Below are 17,978 nucleotides of genomic sequence, written 5' to 3'. Positions count from 1 at the left end.
CTGCCGGGCACGGCCATGGCACAGGCCACCCTGCCGGCGCTCACCACCACGCCCGCCCCGGGCGGCGGACAGACGTACTCGCTGTCCGTGCAGACGATGTTGCTGCTCACGTCGCTGGGCTTCCTGCCCGCGATGTTGCTGATGATGACCGCCTTCACGCGCATCATCATCGTGCTCTCGCTGCTGCGTCACGCCATCGGCGTGACCACTTCGCCGCCGAACCAGATTCTCATCGGGCTGGCGCTGTTCCTGACCTTCTTCGTGATGTCGCCGGTCTTCGACAAGGCGTACACCGACGCCTATCAGCCGTTCGCGGCCAACAAGATCAGCTTCGAGCAGGCCATCGACACCGGTGCCAAGCCGTTCCACGCGTTCATGCTCAAGCAGACCCGCGAAGCCGATCTCGCGCTCTTCGCCAAGCTGGCCAAGACCCCGCCGATGAACGGCCCGGAAGACGTGCCGATGCGCATTCTCGTGCCGGCCTTTGCTACGAGCGAGTTGAAAACGGCCTTCCAGATCGGCTTCACCATCTTCATCCCGTTCCTGATCATCGATCTGGTGGTCGCGAGCGTGCTGATGGCCATGGGGATGATGATGGTCTCGCCCTCCACCGTGTCGCTGCCGTTCAAGCTGATGCTGTTCGTGGTGGTCGATGGCTGGCAACTGCTGCTGGGCTCGTTGGCCCAGAGCTTCAACATGTAGCGGGGAGGCACGCCGAATGACGCCGGAAACCGTTATGGCGCTGGCCCATCAGGCCATGCAGGTCACGTTGCTGCTGGCCGGGCCGCTGCTGCTGGTGGCGCTGGTCTCGGGTTTGCTCGTGAGCTTGTTTCAGGCCGCCACGCAGATCAATGAAATGACGCTGTCGTTCATTCCGAAGCTGCTGGCCGTGTTCATCACACTGGTCGTGGCCGGACCGTGGATGCTCAACCTCATGGTCGACTACATGAAGCAGTTGCTCACCGGCATTCCCGGCCTCGTCAGCTAAGGCGGGCCGAGTCATGCCACGGCACGCCGCCCTCTCCCTCGTCCCTTGATCAGCTTCACCTACGACCAGCTCTCGGGCGTCATTGCGGCGTTCTTGTTTCCGTTCGTCCGCTTGCTGGCACTCACGATGAGCGCGCCGCTCTTCGGCGACTCGGCGGTGCCGTCGACGGTCAAGATCGGTCTCGCGGGCATCGTCGCCCTCGCGCTGGCACCGATGCTCGGCCCCATGCCGGCCGTGTCGCCGTTCTCGTGGGAAGGGCTATGGATTCTGACGCAGCAGCTCATGATCGGCGCCGCGCTCGGCTGGTGCATGCAGATCGTGTTCTCGGCGATCAGCATGGCGGGCGACTTCGTGGGCTTGCAGATGGGTCTGTCGTTCGCCACGCTGCTCACCCCGAACAGCGACGGCAGCACTGCCGTGCTCGGCATGTTCCTCAACGTGGTGGCCATGCTGGTGTTTCTCGCCACCAACGGTCATCTGGTGATGTACGCCACGCTCGTCCAGAGCTTTGCGGTGTTGCCGATCTCGGGCACACCGATCTCGGCAGGCGGCTGGCAGTATCTCGCCTCGCTCGGCGGGCAGCTCTTTACGCTGGCACTGATGCTTTCATTGCCGCTGGTGGCGGCCCTGCTGATCTGCAATCTGGCGCTCGGCATTCTTAACCGCGCAGCACCGCAGCTCAACATCTTCGCCGTGGGCTTTCCGCTTACGCTGGCCGTTGGCCTCTTCGTGCTCGAACTGATGATGCCGCGCATCGCGCCGGTGATGGACCACTTCACCTCGATCGGCGTGGACATGATGATCCGCGCCACCGCAGCGTTCGTCCCCAAGGCCTGAACGGCCTGCCCCCTTCCCCTGAAAAGCAAACGGGCCGCGCGGCAATGCCGGCGGCCCGTGTTGTCCTGCCGCGGCGTGGTGGCGCAGTGGCGCCGTCCACGCTGCGTGTGTCGCTTACAGCAAGCTGAACAGCGAGAGCTTCTGCGTCTGGAGGAAGCTTTGCTGCGACGCCTGCAATGCGGCCTGCAACTGCGCAAACTTGGTTGCCGACGAATTCCAGTCGACTTGCAGCAGGTCGGCCAGTTGCGACTGATAGTTCAGCGAATTGCTGTCGCCGATATTGTTCAGCGACGACAGCTCGTTCATGCGCGAGCCCACCGTCGTGCGCACCGTCGTGACGTTGTCGTACGTGTTGCTGAACATTTCGCTGAACGTGGTCAGCGCGTTCGACAGGTTCGACTGCCCCGCCTGACCCGCGCTGCTGAGCGGCGTCTTGAGCGTGTTGATCAGCGCTTGCAGGTTGTCGAACACGTTGGTGCTGCCCTTGTTCGCCGGTTGCACCTGATAGTTGTCGCCATTGGCGGGTGCGCCGTTGAAGGTGACCGACTTGCCGCCGAACGTGATCGGCTGGCCGGCGGTGTACGCCCCCGTCACGTCAGGCACCGTCGTGTCGGTCTGATCCTTGACGGTGTACGTCGTCGTCGGCGGCGTGGTCGTGCTGTCGACGGCGAAGCTGATCTGATACTGGTGGGTCGCGCCCGGATTGGTCACGTCGGTCGTCGAAACCGGTTTGTACGTGGCCGAGCCCTGATTGCTGCTGTTGCCCGTGATCAGCGCACCCGCCGTGCCCGGCTGGATGCTCTGGAAAATGCTCGAACCGATGTCGTTGATCGCGATTTGACGATTCGGGCTGACCTGCACGTAGCGCACGCCGGCGTCACCTGCGTACGACGCTCCCGTGGCCGACGTGACATACGCCGCCGAGTTGCCCTGATAGCCCGAGAACAGGTACTGACCGTTGGCATCGGTCGTGTTCGCGAGCGAGAGCAATTGCTGGAAGCTCGATTGCAGGTCGGTGGCGATCGTGTTGCGGTCGCTGTCGTTGAGCGACGGGTTACCGGCCGTCACCACTTGCGACATCACGTGTTGCAACGTGTTGATGATGCTGCCGAAGGTCGAGTCTTCGAGTTGCAACTGCGTCGTCGCCGACGCGCGGTTCGCCGAGTACTGCGAGTTCATGTCGTTGTTCTGCGACACGGCCACGGCTTGAGCGGAAGCCACCGGGTCATCGCTGGGCGTGGTCACGCGCAGGCCCGACGAGAGCTGCTGTTGCGTATTGAGCAGATCAGAGGTGTTCTGGCTCATTGCGCGCAGGCCCTGATCGTAAATCATGTTGGTGCTGATTCGCATGGCGCTGTCTCCTGCCCTTAGTTGACCATTTGCAGGATCGTGTCGAACAACGACGACGCTGTCTGAATGACCTTGGAGTTGGCCTGATAAAGCTGTTGATACTTGATCAGGTTGGCTGCCTCTTCGTCGAGGTTCACGCCGGAATTCGATTGCTGGGCCCCTTGGGCCTGTTGCAGCAGCGTTTGCTGCGCGGCGCTGGTCGCCTTGTAGGTGTTCGTGGTCGAACCGACATACGACACGAGATTGGCATAGGCCGACGTGTAGCTCTGCGAGCCGCCCACCTTGGTCTTGTCGTTTTGCAGTGCCGACAGTGCCAGACCGTTACGGTTGTCCGTCACCGCGCCCGAGGTGTTCGGCGCAATGCTGAACTTGTCGCCGTCGGCCGGGGTGCCGCTCACGTTCACGGTCACACCGCCCGTCGTGATCTTGGCGCCGTTGGTGGCGTCGTACGGCACGGTGTCGCCCGCGGCGTAAGACGTCGTCACCCCATTGACGGTCACCGTCATCGGCGCCGGCGCGACGAGCGTGATCGCACCAGTCGTCGCGTTCTTGCTGAACGTGAAGTTCACCGGCCCCGTCAGCACGTTCGACAAGTAACTGGCGTCAACCGTGCCCTGATCGACCTTGAGCGAACCGCCGTTGCTGCTGCCCGCCGAAGCGATGACCGGTGCGGCCAGTGCAATCTTGCCCGGGTCCGTGATCGCGACGCCGATGTTCTGCGCGGCGTTGCGGGTCGGCTGGATCGTGAAGCTGTCGCCGGCGGCCATGTTGCCCACCGTGACCTTGAAGCCATCGGCAAATGCCGCGCCGCTGCTGTCCTGGAAATTCAGGGGCGTGCCCGGCGTCGCCGGTGCACCTGCCGTCCACTTGGCGCCATCGGTCAGGCGCGTCATGGTGTAGTTGGTGCCGTCGTAGGTCACGGAGTAGTCGCTGGCCGTGATCTTCGAGGCGTCGGTGATCGACGCGTTAAGCGTTGCCGCACCGGAATTGCCGGTGTTCGCAATGATCGTCGGGCTCGGCACCGTGAAGAAGTTGCCGCCCATCTGGCCATACAGGTCCAGACCGAGTTGGTTCTGTGCGTTGAACGTGCCGGCCAGCGACAGCGCGATCTGGCCCAGCGAGTTCTGCGCCTGCGTGAGCGCGCCGCTGCGGAACGACAGCAGACCGGCCAGCGAACCGCCGGTGATCGACGATTCCGGAATGGGAATCTTGGTGCCATTGGGCGACACGTACGCGACGGTCAGCTGCGACGGATCGCTCGTCGACGGCACCGTGGTCATCTGGTACGCCGAGTTGCCCATCACGAGCGACTGGCCGTTGCCCACGAACACGTTGTACGAGCCGTCGGTGTTCTTCACGACGTTCGTCTGGACGATCGCGTTCAGGCTGGCCACCGCCTGATCGCGCTGGTCGAGCAGGTCGTTCGGGGTGACGCCGCCGCCATTGCCCTGAGCTTGCAGAATCGCGTCGTTCAACGTGGCGATCTGCTTGGCGTAGGTGTTGATCTGTTCGGTCGACTGCGTGAGATTGCCGTTCACGGCCGTACGCAGCGACGAGAGCGCACCCGAGAGCGACTGGAACATGCTCGTGAGCGTCTGGGCCGACGAGATGACCGTGGCGCGGGTGGCCGAGTTGTTCGGCGCGGTCACGATGGTCTGCAAGTTCGTGAAGAACGAGGACATCGAGGCCGACAGGCCGGTCGTCGAGCTACCCAGCGCGTTGTTGATCTGCGAGATCTGCTGGTAGTAAGTGTTGAGCTGGCTGTATTGGGTCTGCGCCTGATTGGCCTGACCTGCCAGAAACTGGTCGTACACCCGCGACACGTCGCTCACCAGCACGCCCGAACCGATATAGCCCACGCCCGCGAACTGGCTGTCCGCCTGGGTGTAGCTGACGATCTGCCGGTTGTAGCCGGCCGTCCCCGAATTGGAGATGTTGTTGCCGGTGGTGTTGAGGGCGAACTGGGCGGCGTTCAGCCCGCTCATGCCAATATTGATTAGGCTCATGATCTCGCGGCTTGAGTTGGAGGCGCGTCCCACGGGAAAGCCCGTTCGCGCACCGTTACCGATGTGTTTACGGCAGCCTGGCGGCAATATTGAGGCCCGGCCGGTTTTGCCTAAAATTTAGGCAGATTGAGCAGCCACTCCGCCTCAGGCGAAGTGCTTCATGATCTTCATCAGCTTGTTCGCGTATTGCGGGTCGGTTGCGTAACCGGCGCGTTGCAGGTTGTTGGCGAAGCTTGCCGCGTCGTTGGCGCTGGCCACCACCTGCGCGTAGCGCGGGTTGTTCGAGATCAGCTTGGCGTAGTCGGCAAACGCCTCGTCATACGAGTTGTACGCCCGGAACTTGGCCATGACCTTGCGCGGCTGGCCGCCCACATATTCCGTGGTGGCGACTTCCACCGTCGGCCCGGTCCAGTTTTTGCCCGCCTTGATGCCGAACACGTTGTGGCTGGTGCTGCCGTCGCTGCGGCGGATCTCGCGCTTGCCCCAGCCGGACTCCAGCGCCGCCTGACTCAGCATGAACCGTGCCGGGATACCGCTTTGTGCGCTGGCGCTTTGCGCGGCCGAGGCCATGCGGTCGACAAATTCACCCGCGACCGCCGGGGCACCGTCGGCCACGCCGATGGCGTCGGCCGAGTTGTAGGCGCGGCCCTGCAACGACTGCTGGCGGCCCATGGCGGCGGGCGGCAGCGTGGTGCCGGTCTGGGCGAGCTGCTTGAGCATCAGGTCGGCCAGCCCCATGCCCTTGTGCGAGGCGAGTTGCTGGGCAAGCTGGTCGTCGAGCATGCCGTTGAACATCTTTTCCTGATCGCTGCCGAGCAAGCCGCCGGACATCGTGGCGTCGCGCATGCTCTTCATCATCATCTGCGTGAAGACGGCTTCGAACTGCTTGGCCGCCTGCTGGGTGGCCTGCGGCGTCTGCTGATGTGCGGCGGCGCGCAGGGCGGTGAGGCCCTGCATGTCGTAGGTCGCACGCTGCGTCAGGTCGGGCAGGTTCTTGCCAGCGACTCGGTTGCCGTCCGCCATATCAGATGATCTCCAGGTCGGCGCGCAGCGCGCCCGAGGCCTTCATGGCCTGCAAAATCGACATCAGGTCCGCCGGGCTTGCGCCGAGCGAGTTCAGCGCCTTGACCACGTCGGCGAGGTTCGCGCCCGCCTTGACCAGCTTGAGCGCGTTGTTCTCCTGTTGCACGGAGATTTGCGAATTCGGGGCCACCACCGTCTGCCCGCCCGAGAACGGCGCCGGCTGGCTGACATTGTTTTGCGTGTCGATCACCACCGACAGGTTGCCGTGAGCCACGGCGCACTGCTGGATCGTCACGTTCTGGTTCATCACGACCGAACCGGTGCGGGCGTTGATGATCACGCGCGCTGCCGAGTTGTCCGGTTTCACTTCAATGCTTTCCAACTGGGCGAGGAACTGCACCCGCGCCGACGGATCGGTCGGCGTGCGCAGCAGAATCACCCGGCCATCGAGCGCCTGCGCCGTGCTGTAGCCAAAGCGGCGGTTCACCGCGTCGACCACCCGCTGGGCGGTGGAGAAGTCGGTGGCGTTCAATTCCATCTGAATGGTGCCCGGCTGACCGCCCATGGCGGTCGGGACACTGCGCTCGACGATCGCGCCGTTCGGAATCCGGCCCGACGCGAGCTGGTTGACCGTCACACTCGACCCGTTGGCCGACGCGCCAGCGCCGCCCACCAGCAGGTTGCCCTGCGCGAGCGCGTAGACCTGACCGTCCGGCCCCTTGAGCGGGGTCATGAGCAGCGTGCCGCCGCGCAGGCTCTTGGCGTTACCCATCGACGAGACAACGACGTCGATCGGCTGGCCCGGGCGCGTGAACGCCGGCAGCGTGGCGGTCACCATCACCGCCGCCACGTTCTTCAACTGCATGTTGGTACCGGGCGCTACGGTAATACCGAGCTGCGAGAGCATGTTCGTCATGCTCTGCACGGTAAACGGCGTCTGCGTGGTCTGGTCGCCCGAGTTGTCGAGACCGGCCACGAGACCGTAGCCGATCAACTGGTTGTCGCGCACACCCTGAATCGAGGCCAGTTCCTTCAGGCGCTCCGCATGGGCGGCACCGGGCGCGAGCATCGCGAAGCCGGCGGCACCCGCGACGACGAGCGCCTTAACGAGCACCTTAGCGAGCGCCTTCGCCATCGGGTGAGCGTGAGCACGCGGGCCAGCGTGTTGGCCAGACTGGCGGGAAGCGTGCGCGCGGCGCGGCAGGGACGACATGATCGACATCAGAACGGCGAAACGTTAAGGAAGAAGCGTTGCAGCCAGCCCATGGTTTCGGCTTCGTTGATGTAGCCCTTGCCACGGTATTCGATGCGCGCATCGGCCACCTGCGTCGAAGGCACGGTATTCGCGCCCGAAATCGTCTGCGGGCTGACGACGCCCGAAAACTTGATGTACTCCGTGCCCTGATTGATCGCGATCTGCTTCTCGCCGGCCACCGTCAGGTTGCCATTGCCGAGCACTTCCATCACGGTCACGGTGATCTGCCCCGAGAACACGTTGTTGGCGTTGGCCGCACCCTTGGCGTCGAACTTGTTCGCGCCATTGGCATCCAGACTCTGGTTGTTGAACACCCCGCCCACGACGCCCGGCATCTGATTGAGCGCGAGCGAGCCGCTGCCGGCGCGGCTGGTGTTGGCAGCCGAATTCTTGCTGGCGGCCGTGTTCTCGTTGATCGTGATGGTCAGAATATCGCCGACGTTACGCGGACGGCGGTCTTCGAACAGCGGCCGGTTCGAGTAGATCGGGCGATAGATCGACCCTTCCGGATCGGCGCCCATCGGCGGGGGCGGCGGGCGCGTGGTGGTCGGGCCCTGCACCACCGGTTCCTGCGGTACGTAGGCGCAGCCGGCCAGACCGCTCAATGCGACGGCTGCCATCAGCGCGAGATACCGCACCGGGCTTGCGGCACATTGAGTAACTGAATCGGTCGATTTGGCTGACTGAACTGACATCTCGGCTTTCCTGAACACTAGTCTGGCGGCAACGATAGCGGCAAGCGCCACTTACATCTGCGTCAGACGCTGGAGCATCTGATCGGAGGCCGTCACGGCCTTCGAGTTGATTTCGTAGGCACGTTGCGCCTGAATCATGTTCACCAGTTCTTCCACCACGTTCACGTTCGACGTTTCAACGTAGTTCTGGTTGAGCACGCCCGCGCCGTTGGTGCCCGGCTGTGCGACGTTCGGCGCGCCTGAGGCGGCCGTCTCGGCGTACAGGTTCTCGCCCAGGCTTTGCAGACCGGCGTTGTTGATGAACGTGGCGAGCTGGAACGTACCGATCTGCACGTTGGCCGTGCTGCCCGGCTGCGTCACCGACACCGTACCGTCGCGCGCAATGGTCAGCGACAGGGCGTTGGCGGGGATCGTGATCGCCGGCTGAATCGGGTAACCCGACGCCGTCACCAACTGGCCGTTGTTGTCGACCTGAAACGAGCCGTCGCGCGAGTAGGCGGTCGTGCCGTCCGGCATCAGCACCTGGAAGAAGCCGTCGCCGTTGATGGCCACGTCCTTCGCGTTGCTGGTGGACGTCAGGTTGCCCTGAGTAAAGATGCGCTCGGTCGCGGCCGGACGCACACCGGTACCCAGTTGCAGGCCCGACGGCAGCAGCGTTTGTTGCGACGACTGGGCGCCGGGCTGGCGAATGGTCTGGTACAGCAGGTCCTCGAACACCGCACGGCCTTTCTTGAAGCCGTTCGTGCTGGTGTTGGCGAGGTTGTTCGAAATCACGTCCATGTTCGTCTGCTGGGCGTTCATGCCGGTAGCAGCGATGTAGAGCGAACGGATCATTTGGTGTTTCTCCCCGTGTACGGTCGTGGCGCGCCGGGTGTGGCGCGCCGTCGGCCCGTTAGCTGAAATTCAGCAACTGGTTGGCGGACTGCTCGTTGGTATCGGCCGTTTGCAGCATCTTCATCTGCATTTCAAACGCACGCGACTGCGAAATCATGTTGACCAGACTACTGACCGGGTTGACGTTGCTGTTCTCGATCGAGCCTGCGACCACGACGACATTCGGGTCGACTTGTACCGGTGCGTTGTTGCCCGTACGGAACAAGCCGTCGTCGCCGCGCACCAGATTGCCTTCCGGCGGATTGACCAGCTTCAACTGCCCCATCACGGCGATCGAGTTGGGCGGATCGCCCTGCCCCAGCGCCGAAATCGTGCCGTCGGTGCCGATGGTCACGGCCGCGCCCGGCGGCACGGAGGCCGGTCCGGCGTCGGTCATGACCGGCAGACCGTGCAGCGTGATCTGGCCGTCGGCCGTCATTTCGAGGTTGCCGCCACGGGTGTAGGCTTCGCGGCCCTGCGCATCGCGCACGGCCAGCCAGCCTTGACCCTGAATGGCGACGTCGAGCGCGCGCCCCGTTTGCTGCATCGCGCCGGGCGTGAAGTCTGTGCCCGGCGTCGAGGTCGTGACGAAGGTACGTGTGCCGGCTGCGCCGTTTTCGGCGCGTACCGGCACCTGACGGAACGACGCGAGCTGGGCCCGAAAGCCCGGCGTCGAGACGTTGGCCAGATTGTTGGCGGTGGTCGATTGCTGCTCCATCGCCTGCTTCGCGCCAGTCATGGCGACATAGATCAGACGATCCATCGACGTCCCTCGTGCAAGTTACGCATGCGCGCCGCTCCGCTTACAGGTTGACCATCGTTTGCATCAACTGGTCTTCCGTCTTGATCGTCTGCGCGTTGGCCTGATAGTTGCGCTGCGCGGTGATCATGTGGACCAGTTCGGCGGTCAGATCGACGTTCGAGGCTTCGACGGCACCGGCTTGCAGCTTGCCCATGTTCGTACCGCCCGGCACGCCGACGATGGGGATACCCGAGGCGGCCGACTCTTGCCAGAGGTTGTTGCCCATCGGGATCAGACCCTGCACGTTGTTGAAGTTGGCGAGGGCCACCTGGCCGAGCACCATCGACTGCGTGTTCGAGTACGTACCGACGATCGTGCCGTCCGCGTTGAACGTGAAGCCCGTCAGGCGGCCCGACGTGTAGCCGTTCTGCGTGAGCGTGTTCGGCGTGTACGTGTTGCCGTACTGCGTCGTGCCCGTCAGGCTCATCTTGATGTTGCCCGCCGATGCGCCGTTGCCGTACGCAATCGTCGGCAGCGTGATCGGGCCGGTGACGGCAGTGCCCGTCGAGTCGGTTTGTCCCGTAAGACTGCCGGCCGAGTTGAACGTGAGCGTAGCGACCGGGCCGGTGCCGATTTGCGTCGTGCCATCGACCGACGCGTAGACCTGCCACGTGGCGTTGTTCGTCACCGGGTCGACGGCCGACTTCTTGAAGTACAGGTTCACGTCGTGGGAATTGCCCAGCGAGTCGTAGACCTTGAGCGACGTACCGTTGGTGTACGAGTTCGGATCGGTGATCGAGAACGTCGTGGTGTTCACGGCGCTGCGCGAGTCGAGGTTGAACTGACCAGTGATCGTGCTCGTGGCCGTCGGGGCCAGATCGCCCGTCGGGATTTGCAGTGCGACCGGCGAGACGCTGTTGATGATGCCGTTCGGGCCGGCCAGATAGCCGGTCAGCTGGTCACCGTTGGCGTCGACGATGTAGCCGTTCTTGTCGAGCGAGAACTGACCGTTACGCGTGTAGGCGATGGTGCCGCCGTTCGACACGCGGAAGAAACCATTGCCGGAGATCGCCAGATCGAGCTGACGGTTCGTCACGGTGATGTCGCCCTGCGTGAACTGCTGCGAGATGTTCGACACGCGCGTGCCGATCCCGACCGTGTTGTTGCCGGCGCCGAACAGCGAGCTGGCGTAGATGTCGGCGAATTGCGCCTGACCCTGCTTGAAGCCGACGGTCGCCGCGTTGGCAACGTTGTTGCCGATGACGTCCAGATCCTTGGAGGCGGCGTTCAGGCCGCTCAGTCCGGTCGAAAAGGCCATGGTGATACTCCTGAAATTCGGTTGACGACGCTATCGGTCGCGATAAAACGGTTAAAGACTGACTTCGCTTGTTATGTCGCTTGATACGTATTCGGTGTCACACGCGGCTTACAAGATCTCGCGCACATCCGAGAGCTTGATGTTCGAGCCCGTGCCGACGTTGAGCAGCGGCGCGCCGGTGGTGCTGGCCACCACGCTTTGCACCTGCGCGTACGACAGCAGCGTCGGCGTCACGGCCTTGCCGTTGGACGTTGCGGTGACCGCCAGCGTGTACTTGCCATCCGCCACGGCGTTGCCCGCGTCGTCCTTGGCATCCCACGTGAGCGCCTGCACGCCCGCGTCGAGCGCACCCGCGTTGACGGTACGCACCACCTTGCCGGTGCTGTCCTTGATCTGGATCGTGACGGTGTCGGAGTCGCTCGGCAGCTCGAAGCCGAACGGCGTGGCCGTCTTGGTCACCGTGCCGTCGGTCGCCGTGGTGCTGCCCACGCCGATGTTGGTGCCCGGAATCAGCACGCCCTTGCCGACCAGCGCGGCGGCTTGCAGGCTCTGCGTCGAATTGAGCTGCGAGGTCACCGACGACAGCGTCGTGTTCAACTGGGTGATGCCCGAGACCGTGCTGATCTGCGCGAGCTGCGAGGTCACCTGCGAGTTGTCCATCGGGTTGAGCGGATCCTGATTGTTCATCTGTGCGACGAGCAACTTCAGGAAGCTGTTCTGCAAATCGTCCGCGCTGCCGGCCGACGATTTGGAGCTCGAGCTGCTGCTATTGGCGGTGCCGTTGACCGAATCGAGGAAAGTCTGTGAGAAATTCGCTGCGTTCGACGTATTGATACTTGCCATCTTCTGGTCTCCGCGCGGCTGCTTATTGGCCGACCGTGAGGGTTTTGAGCATCAGCGTCTTGGCGGTGTTGAGCGCCTCGACGTTGGCCTGATAGGAGCGGGAGGCGGAGATCATGTTGACCATCTCCTCCACCGGGTTGACGTTGGGCATCGTCACGTAGCCCTGCGCGTTGGCCGCCGGGTTCTTCGGGTCGTAGACGGTCTTGAGCGGCGACGAGTCTTCGACCACGCCGGCCACCTTCACACCGCCCACTTCGCTGCCCGTCACCGGGTTGACCTGAAACACGACCTGCTTGGCGCGGTACGGCTGCCCGTCCGGCCCGGTCACGCTCTCGGCGTTGGCCAGGTTGCTGGCGGTGACGTTCATGCGCTGCGACTGGGCCGTCATGGCCGACCCGGCGACATCGAAAATGCTCATGAGTGGCATGGCGCTTACCCTTGACTCGTGATGGCCGCCAGCATCGTCTTGATCTGGCCGGAGAGGACCGTGAGGCCCGTTTGGTAATGCACGGCGTTATCGGCGAAGTTCACCCGCTCGGCGTCGAGTTCGACGGTGTTGCCGTCGATGCTTTGCTGATACGGCACGCGGTAAAGCAATTCGGGGCCGCCCATGGCCGGGGCCGGCGTCGTGGCGCGCGCAGCGATATGGCGCGAGGAGGTGCGCGTGAGCGACACGCTCGACTCGGTGGCGAGTTGCTGCTGGGCGCCGCGCTCGACCGCCTGACTCAACGCGTTGTTGAAGTCGACGTCACGCGCTTTATAGCCCGGGGTATCGGCATTGGCGATGTTCGAGGAAATGACTTCCTGACGATAGGCGCGCATGGCTAACGCCTGCTGGTTGAACCGCATTGCCGCGTCCAGTTTGTCCATGATCTCGCCTCGCTCGATGCTTGCCTTGATGCCCGGTACTGCTGAAGAAGATGGCCCCCGCTGCCGGGACGCCGCTATCGGTGTCCACCGGCGTCTGCGGTATCGCCGCTGAGCGCTGGCTCATCGGCGTGTACAGACGGGATGCCCTGCCGGGTCCGAAAAAAGTACGGACCTTTTGGCATGCTTCGCATCGTATGCCTCACCCCCTCGGTTCAATCGGAGGAATAGCAAGGGTATTGACCGCCATTTCGACCCATAGCGCGATGCCGGACGTCTCTAGAATGGCTTCCTGACGGCATCGGGCGGAGCTCGCCCCCCAGGCACAGGAGCGCTGCCCGGTGTCGTCGGCTTCTGAAGAGGGACGCGACGTCCCGGATGGTTGAGCGTGCGGCTGACGCAACAGCGGGCCGCGCCGCAAGGAGAGAGAGCATGGCTGGCAAGTTCGGCGGCAGTTCCGCCTTGGCCTCCCGCGCGCGGCAAGCGCTGCGGCATGGCCGGCGCACGGCCGTACTGCGCTCCGGCCTGCTGGCGTCAGTGCTGGCACTGGCGGGTGGATTTGGCCTCGCAGGCGTTGTAGGTGTCGCGCATGCGGCCAATCCCGCGCAAGGCATCGCCACCGATCCCAACGCCCAGAATCTCGGCGATACCCTCGGCCCCGGCGCCATTGTCATCCCCGGCAACAATGCCGCAGCGGGTGGCGTAGCGACCAACGTGCCGAACAATTCGCGCTCGGTTGCCCCGGCGGCAGCGGTGAACGCCAACAACGGCTATGCCAATGGCGGTGCGAACGGCGGCGTGGCAAGTGCCCCGGCGCAGCAAGCCGCGCAAGCCCCCCAGAACAATTCCCAATTCCAGAACACGGAAGCCGTGCGGCAGACTGCCGAGCGGTTTCTGCGCGAACAGACGACCGGCTTACCCGGACGCGTGACGATCACGGTGGGTGATGCGGTGTCGGACCGCATGCCGGCGTGCGGCGCGCTTGAGCCGTTCCTGCCGCCGGGCGCGCGCCTGTGGGGCTCGACGACGGTGGGGGTGCGTTGCGCGGGTGAGCGTCCGTGGACGCTGTACCTGCAAGCCCGCGTGAGCATCAACGCGACCTATTTTGTGGCCGCGCGCCAGATCAACCCGGGCGAGACCATCGGCCCGAACGATCTGTCGCCGCGCCAGGGCGACCTCACGCTGTTGCCGCGTACCGTGGCGACCGACGCCGGGCAGATCGTGGGCACCGTGGCCGTGAACCGTATTACGTCGGGTCTGCCGATTCGTTCAGACCTGTTGCGCAGCGCCATCGCCGTGCAGCAAGGCCAGACCGTGCGCGTGGTCACGCGAGGCTCTGGTTTTGAGGTGAGCACCGAGGGTCAGGTGCTGTCGCGGGCCAGTGCAGGTGACCCGGTGCAGGTCCGTACGCGTGCCGGTCAGGTCATCAGCGGCACCGTGAAAAGCAACAAGCAGGGCAACATTGAAGTCGAAGTTGCACTATAAGTAAGTATTCACTCTTACCAAGAATTTGCTGACTTCACCCGGGCACTTGAACTGGTAACAGTATGTTACTTGCCTAAAGTTACAGCGGATAATGCCGTTACACAGGCAGGTTTCTGGGGAAAGCACATGAAAATCGAACCACCCGCCAATCCGTTGCCCGGCGTCGGCCCGACGAAGGGGACGACGACCGATCGGACGAGCACCGGCGCTGCGAGCGCTGACGGCGCGGCTACGCCTGCGGCCGGTAATGACGCGAGCGTCAGCACGAGCGCGTTGTCGTCGGAGATGCGTGCGTTGCAGGCGGCCCTGGCCCAAACGGGTTCGGCCGACATCGACGTCGCCAAGGTGTCCGAGATCAAGCAAGCGATTGCGGAAGGGCGTCTTACCATCGATCCCAGCAAGATTGCGGACGGGCTCATTTCGACCGCACGCGATCTGCTCTCCACGCAATCGAACTCATGAACACTGAAGCCCTGCTGACTGCCCTCACGACCGAGATGAACGCGATCAACGCGTTTTCGGCGTTGCTTGGCGAAGAACAGCAGGCTTTGGTCAGTGGCACGCTCGACGCGCTGCCTGAGCTGACCGAGCGCAAGACGCGTGCGGTTGCCGACCTCGCGACGCTTGGTCGCGAGCGCGATGCGCAGCTTCAGGTGCTGGGTTACTCGCCGGATGAAGCCGGTGCGACGGCGGCCGCCGCCAGCGAACCGCGTCTGGGCGCCGCGTGGCAGGCATTGTTGAGCGCAGCGGCCGAAGCCAAGCGCGCCAACGAGACCAACGGCGTACTCATCCGCACCCGCCTGACGTACACGCAGCAGGCGCTGAACGTGCTCTACGGCCCGGAACAGAACGCCCCGCTCTACGGCCCCGACGGCCGCACCACGCCGCGCTCTAGCGGCGGGAGTGTGACGGCGTAATCGCCTCACCACTCGCCAGCATCTCGGCCACCACTTCGGCCACGACCTCGCGTATCCCCCTCAGCGCGCCATCAGGCGTCGCATCTAGCCGCAGCGCCTCAATCGCGAATTGTCCGAAAAATCCGTGACTTCCTGCACGTGCGCCCTTTAGCGACTTACGATCTCGCTCAGTCATTGCGTGCGAACGCATGCCATATCGCCGACGCCGGGCCGTCGGTCATTTGCGAATACACCCCTGTGCTACACTCCGAAAATGATCGTGACCAGATTGATTTAATTTTATCTATCAATAGGTTACGAGAATTTGTTTGCAACGAAAGGAGAGTCCCATGAGCATGAAAGACAGACTGATATCCTCGCTCCGCAAGCGTAGAGCGGAAGTCTTTCTGCGCGCCGACTTCGCAGACCTTGGGAGTGAGGCACAGCTCAGCCGCGCGTTACGAGAACTTGTCGACGACGGGATCATCGTCAAGCTGGGGGTTGGGGTGTATGCGAAAGCAAAACCTAGCGTCCTGTCCGGCAGGCCAATCCCCGTACGTCCAGTCGAAGTCCTGGCGCCGCAAGTGCTCAAGAGACTTGGCGTCAGAACGTACCCCAGCAGACTAGTCGCAGCCTATAACGCCGGTCGCTCCACACAGTTGCCCGCAAAGGTTGTCATCAATACTGGAAACCGCCGCATTGCCCGCAAACTTGGGTTCGGGCAGCAATTCATTCAGTATGAGAACAATTTCCAGAGAGCAACTTGAACTTATCGATGCGCTGGTCGCGGAAGCCGACCTCGGCGGCCTCTCTGCTGCAATCTTAGAAAAAGACATTCACGTGAGCGACACGCTTCAGGCGTTGGCATCACTAAGTCACAAAAACATACGGTTGGTGTTCTGCGGCGGCACGAGCCTCTCGAAAGCCCATCGCTTAATTAGTCGAATGTCCGAAGACATCGACCTGAAGGTCGTACTTGCACCGGACCACGGGCTTTCGCAACACCAACTGAAAAAGAGACTTTCGGCCCTAAAGCAACAGGTCGTCGATTGCATGAAGGGACTGGGGTTCGTAGAGGTCCCGGAGGAAGCTATTGCACGGAACGCGAATAGGTACTTCGCAAGTGGCTGGCTATATCGGCAACGGTACGCCGCCAACACCACCCTGCGCCCACACCTGAAGCTTGAATTCACAACGCGAACACCTTGCTTCGCCACGTCGGAACGATCACTGGGGTACCTAGCGCACCAATCGGCTGGCAAAGACACGGCGGAGTTCACGATGACCTGCGTGGCTGTCGAAGAAACGCTGGCGGAAAAGGTACTTTCATTTCTCCGTCGTTTCGCCGAGCATCGTGCTGGCAAGCGGGGGGACTGGGACGACGCATTGGTGCGGCACATTTACGACACTTGGTGCATCGTCAAAGCGGATGGAGCGGCGGTCGATCTGGCGATCAGGCACTTCAATGATCTCGTTGCTTTTGACCAAGACGAATTTACCCTGCACGCCGAATTCTGCGCAAATCCGGCGGAATGCTTAGGCGAAGCATTGGAAGCGATTGGCGACGATCAACAGACGATAGACGAATACGGGACGAAACTCGTCCCATTGATCTACGGTAACGATCGGCCATCCTTCGGCGAAGCTTTCGGCGTCTTCAAGACCGTGGCGCGGACGTTTCTCCGCACGATACCGTCCACGAAGCCACCTCCCTGCCCCGTATCGCCTGTTTGCGGTCCACCGCACTAACCCGCCGCCTGACCATGCATTTGTCTTTGCCCGATTTCATCGGCATCCTCGGTGCCGCATTCGTGGTGCTTGCCTACTTCCTGAATCAGACAGACCGGCTGTCATCCGGCGATTGGCGCTTTCCAGCGATCAATCTCAGCGGCTCGGCTTTGATTACGGTGTCCCTCGTCTACAACCCGAATCCGGCGTCCCTGCTGATCGAAATCTTCTGGGGAGCGATCAGTCTCTACGGATTGCAAAAAGCCCTCTGACGCGCGAGCGCCTGAGGGCTTTTCTATTCTGCTAATGACGTTACGTTTAACCCGCCGACGTCCACGCCTTGTCGCGCAGCGTCGCGCGCAAGCGTGAAATCGCCTGGCTGTGCAACTGGCACACACGCGATTCGCTGACTTCGAGCACCGCACCGATCTCGCGCAGGTTCAGCCCCTGCTCGTAGTACAGGCTCATCAGCAACTTCTCGCGGTCCGGCAGCCGGTCGATCGCATCCACCACGCCGTGACGCAACCCTTCATCAAGCAGCATCTTGAGCGGGTCCGCCCCCGGGTCTGCACAAATCCGGTCGATGAACGGCTCTTCATCCGCCGATTCGAAGTCTTCGTAGTAGATCAGCTGGCAGCCGTGCACGTCCTGCAACATCTGCTGATACTCAGTCAGTCCGATCGACAGCTCGCCCGCAATCTCGCTCTCCGACGGGCCGCGACCCAGCCGTTGCTCCAGCCGCTGCACCGCCTTCTCGATCTGACGCGCCGTCTTGCGAATGCCGCGTGACGCCCAGTCCAGCTCGCGCAACTCGTCAAGCATCGCGCCGCGAATGCGCTGACTCGCGTACGTCTCGAACTGCGCACCCTGCGTTTCCTGATACCGGTTCGCTGCATCGAGCAGCCCCAGCATGCCGGCCTGAATCAGGTCTTCCAGCTCCACACTCGCCGGCAGCTTGGCCATCAATTGCAGCGCCAGTCGGCGCACCAACGGCGCGTATTGGGTCAGCGTGTCGTTCGTGTCGACCTTCCCGCGCGCGGTATACATGTTTCCCTCCGCTTCCTCTCGACGC

General features: G+C 63.0%; 21 protein-coding genes. 9 read left to right on the top strand and 12 right to left on the bottom strand.

Annotation, left to right across the window (positions count from 1 at the left end; translation table 11 throughout):
• Nucleotides 1-15 precede the first annotated feature (15 nt).
• Genes fliP through fliR form a run of 3 tightly spaced genes read left to right on the top strand, consistent with a single transcriptional unit; the run spans nt 16 to nt 1,825 of the window.
• Nucleotides 16-702 (top strand): flagellar type III secretion system pore protein FliP, encoded by a 687-nt coding sequence (gene fliP, locus CDV46_RS04910; RefSeq protein WP_140413304.1) that lies wholly within the window; start codon nt 16-18, stop codon nt 700-702.
• Nucleotides 703-718: 16 nt separating this feature from the next.
• Nucleotides 719-988 (top strand): flagellar biosynthesis protein FliQ, encoded by a 270-nt coding sequence (gene fliQ, locus CDV46_RS04905; protein ID WP_058376547.1) that lies wholly within the window; start codon nt 719-721, stop codon nt 986-988.
• A gap of 45 nt (nt 989-1,033) precedes the next feature.
• Complete coding sequence (gene fliR / locus CDV46_RS04900) at nt 1,034-1,825, top strand: flagellar biosynthetic protein FliR (protein ID WP_087690934.1); 792 nt, start codon at nt 1,034-1,036, stop codon at nt 1,823-1,825.
• A 114-nt stretch (nt 1,826-1,939) separates the two neighbouring features.
• Here the strand turns inward: fliR and flgL are convergent, their stop codons facing one another.
• The 11 genes from flgL to flgB all read right to left on the bottom strand — a co-directional run bounded on the left by flgL (nt 1,940) and on the right by flgB (nt 12,800).
• Nucleotides 1,940-3,175, bottom strand: coding sequence for a flagellar hook-associated protein FlgL (flgL, locus tag CDV46_RS04895; RefSeq protein WP_087690932.1), 1,236 nt, complete (start codon nt 3,173-3,175; stop codon nt 1,940-1,942).
• Nucleotides 3,176-3,192: 17 nt separating this feature from the next.
• On the bottom strand, nt 3,193-5,181 hold the full coding sequence (gene flgK / locus CDV46_RS04890; RefSeq protein WP_087721922.1) for a flagellar hook-associated protein FlgK: 1,989 nt from the start codon (nt 5,179-5,181) through the stop codon (nt 3,193-3,195).
• Between the two features lie 144 nt (nt 5,182-5,325).
• A complete protein-coding gene (gene flgJ, locus CDV46_RS04885) occupies nt 5,326-6,204 on the bottom strand; it encodes a flagellar assembly peptidoglycan hydrolase FlgJ (RefSeq protein WP_087721921.1) in 879 nt (292 codons plus the stop codon).
• 1 nt (nt 6,205) lies between these two features.
• Entirely contained in the window at nt 6,206-7,339 is a 1,134-nt protein-coding gene (locus CDV46_RS04880) for a flagellar basal body P-ring protein FlgI (RefSeq protein WP_087690926.1), read from the bottom strand.
• A gap of 86 nt (nt 7,340-7,425) precedes the next feature.
• Nucleotides 7,426-8,079: a flagellar basal body L-ring protein FlgH gene (locus tag CDV46_RS04875; protein WP_371328807.1), complete on the bottom strand. Its 654-nt coding sequence runs from the start codon at nt 8,077-8,079 to the stop codon at nt 7,426-7,428.
• Between the two features lie 126 nt (nt 8,080-8,205).
• The gene (gene flgG, locus CDV46_RS04870) at nt 8,206-8,988 is read right to left on the bottom strand and encodes a flagellar basal-body rod protein FlgG (protein ID WP_058376553.1); all 783 of its coding nucleotides are present in this window, start codon (nt 8,986-8,988) and stop codon (nt 8,206-8,208) included.
• Nucleotides 8,989-9,046: 58 nt separating this feature from the next.
• Nucleotides 9,047-9,790: a flagellar basal body rod protein FlgF gene (locus CDV46_RS04865; protein WP_087690922.1), complete on the bottom strand. Its 744-nt coding sequence runs from the start codon at nt 9,788-9,790 to the stop codon at nt 9,047-9,049.
• 40 nt (nt 9,791-9,830) lie between these two features.
• Complete coding sequence (flgE, locus tag CDV46_RS04860; protein WP_058376555.1) at nt 9,831-11,087, bottom strand: flagellar hook protein FlgE; 1,257 nt, start codon at nt 11,085-11,087, stop codon at nt 9,831-9,833.
• Nucleotides 11,088-11,195: 108 nt separating this feature from the next.
• Nucleotides 11,196-11,930, bottom strand: a complete 735-nt coding sequence (gene flgD, locus CDV46_RS04855; protein ID WP_087690920.1) for a flagellar hook assembly protein FlgD — start codon at nt 11,928-11,930, stop codon at nt 11,196-11,198.
• A gap of 22 nt (nt 11,931-11,952) precedes the next feature.
• Nucleotides 11,953-12,357, bottom strand: coding sequence for a flagellar basal body rod protein FlgC (gene flgC / locus CDV46_RS04850; RefSeq protein WP_058376557.1), 405 nt, complete (start codon nt 12,355-12,357; stop codon nt 11,953-11,955).
• A gap of 5 nt (nt 12,358-12,362) precedes the next feature.
• Nucleotides 12,363-12,800, bottom strand: coding sequence for a flagellar basal body rod protein FlgB (flgB, locus tag CDV46_RS04845; protein WP_212677145.1), 438 nt, complete (start codon nt 12,798-12,800; stop codon nt 12,363-12,365).
• A 429-nt stretch (nt 12,801-13,229) separates the two neighbouring features.
• On the opposite strand from flgB, the gene flgA reads away from it, so the two are divergent.
• The 6 genes from flgA (at nt 13,230) to CDV46_RS04815 (ending at nt 17,178) form a co-directional block, all read left to right on the top strand.
• Nucleotides 13,230-14,282 carry a flagellar basal body P-ring formation chaperone FlgA gene (flgA, locus tag CDV46_RS04840; RefSeq protein WP_176399004.1) on the top strand — a complete coding sequence of 351 codons (1,053 nt, stop codon included), beginning with the start codon at nt 13,230-13,232 and terminating at the stop codon, nt 14,280-14,282.
• Between the two features lie 126 nt (nt 14,283-14,408).
• Entirely contained in the window at nt 14,409-14,744 is a 336-nt protein-coding gene (flgM, locus tag CDV46_RS04835) for a flagellar biosynthesis anti-sigma factor FlgM (RefSeq protein ID WP_058376559.1), read from the top strand.
• Nucleotides 14,741-15,199, top strand: a complete 459-nt coding sequence (locus tag CDV46_RS04830; protein ID WP_087721919.1) for a flagella synthesis protein FlgN — start codon at nt 14,741-14,743, stop codon at nt 15,197-15,199. Before flgM ends, CDV46_RS04830 begins: the two co-directional genes overlap by 4 nt.
• A 329-nt stretch (nt 15,200-15,528) precedes the next feature.
• Nucleotides 15,529-15,945 (top strand): DUF6088 family protein, encoded by a 417-nt coding sequence (locus CDV46_RS04825; protein ID WP_087690911.1) that lies wholly within the window; start codon nt 15,529-15,531, stop codon nt 15,943-15,945.
• Complete coding sequence (locus CDV46_RS04820; RefSeq protein WP_087721918.1) at nt 15,917-16,927, top strand: nucleotidyl transferase AbiEii/AbiGii toxin family protein; 1,011 nt, start codon at nt 15,917-15,919, stop codon at nt 16,925-16,927. The genes CDV46_RS04825 and CDV46_RS04820 overlap by 29 nt, the downstream gene beginning before the upstream one ends.
• Nucleotides 16,928-16,953: 26 nt before the next feature.
• Nucleotides 16,954-17,178: a CBU_0592 family membrane protein gene (locus CDV46_RS04815; protein WP_217896714.1), complete on the top strand. Its 225-nt coding sequence runs from the start codon at nt 16,954-16,956 to the stop codon at nt 17,176-17,178.
• Between the two features lie 46 nt (nt 17,179-17,224).
• Here CDV46_RS04815 and CDV46_RS04810 read toward each other — a convergent pair whose 3' ends face one another.
• Complete coding sequence (locus tag CDV46_RS04810; protein WP_058376563.1) at nt 17,225-17,953, bottom strand: RNA polymerase sigma factor FliA; 729 nt, start codon at nt 17,951-17,953, stop codon at nt 17,225-17,227.
• Between the last annotated feature and the right edge of the window lie 25 nt (nt 17,954-17,978).

It is taken from the genome of Pandoraea sp. PE-S2T-3 (genome assembly GCF_002179965.1).
Lineage (GTDB): Bacteria > Pseudomonadota > Gammaproteobacteria > Burkholderiales > Burkholderiaceae > Pandoraea.
The sequence above is the reverse complement of the archived record's forward strand: the minus strand, read 5'-3'. Positions and strand labels throughout refer to the sequence as shown.

Coding starts and splice junctions, on each gene's coding strand:
- fliP (WP_140413304.1), top strand. CDS start 16: ATGGCACAGGCCACCCTGCCGGCGCTCACCACCACGCCCGCCCCGGGC.
- fliQ (WP_058376547.1), top strand. CDS start 719: ATGACGCCGGAAACCGTTATGGCGCTGGCCCATCAGGCCATGCAGGTC.
- flgL (WP_087690932.1), bottom strand. CDS start 3,175: ATGCGAATCAGCACCAACATGATTTACGATCAGGGCCTGCGCGCAATG.
- flgK (WP_087721922.1), bottom strand. CDS start 5,181: ATGAGCCTAATCAATATTGGCATGAGCGGGCTGAACGCCGCCCAGTTC.
- flgJ (WP_087721921.1), bottom strand. CDS start 6,204: ATGGCGGACGGCAACCGAGTCGCTGGCAAGAACCTGCCCGACCTGACG.
- CDV46_RS04880 (WP_087690926.1), bottom strand. CDS start 7,339: ATGGCGAAGGCGCTCGCTAAGGTGCTCGTTAAGGCGCTCGTCGTCGCG.
- CDV46_RS04875 (WP_371328807.1), bottom strand. CDS start 8,079: ATGGCAGCCGTCGCATTGAGCGGTCTGGCCGGCTGCGCCTACGTACCG.
- flgG (WP_058376553.1), bottom strand. CDS start 8,988: ATGATCCGTTCGCTCTACATCGCTGCTACCGGCATGAACGCCCAGCAG.
- CDV46_RS04865 (WP_087690922.1), bottom strand. CDS start 9,790: ATGGATCGTCTGATCTATGTCGCCATGACTGGCGCGAAGCAGGCGATG.
- flgE (WP_058376555.1), bottom strand. CDS start 11,087: ATGGCCTTTTCGACCGGACTGAGCGGCCTGAACGCCGCCTCCAAGGAT.
- flgD (WP_087690920.1), bottom strand. CDS start 11,930: ATGGCAAGTATCAATACGTCGAACGCAGCGAATTTCTCACAGACTTTC.
- flgC (WP_058376557.1), bottom strand. CDS start 12,357: ATGCCACTCATGAGCATTTTCGATGTCGCCGGGTCGGCCATGACGGCC.
- flgB (WP_212677145.1), bottom strand. CDS start 12,800: ATGGACAAACTGGACGCGGCAATGCGGTTCAACCAGCAGGCGTTAGCC.
- flgA (WP_176399004.1), top strand. CDS start 13,230: ATGGCTGGCAAGTTCGGCGGCAGTTCCGCCTTGGCCTCCCGCGCGCGG.
- flgM (WP_058376559.1), top strand. CDS start 14,409: ATGAAAATCGAACCACCCGCCAATCCGTTGCCCGGCGTCGGCCCGACG.
- CDV46_RS04830 (WP_087721919.1), top strand. CDS start 14,741: ATGAACACTGAAGCCCTGCTGACTGCCCTCACGACCGAGATGAACGCG.
- CDV46_RS04825 (WP_087690911.1), top strand. CDS start 15,529: ATGAGCATGAAAGACAGACTGATATCCTCGCTCCGCAAGCGTAGAGCG.
- CDV46_RS04820 (WP_087721918.1), top strand. CDS start 15,917: ATGAGAACAATTTCCAGAGAGCAACTTGAACTTATCGATGCGCTGGTC.
- CDV46_RS04810 (WP_058376563.1), bottom strand. CDS start 17,953: ATGTATACCGCGCGCGGGAAGGTCGACACGAACGACACGCTGACCCAA.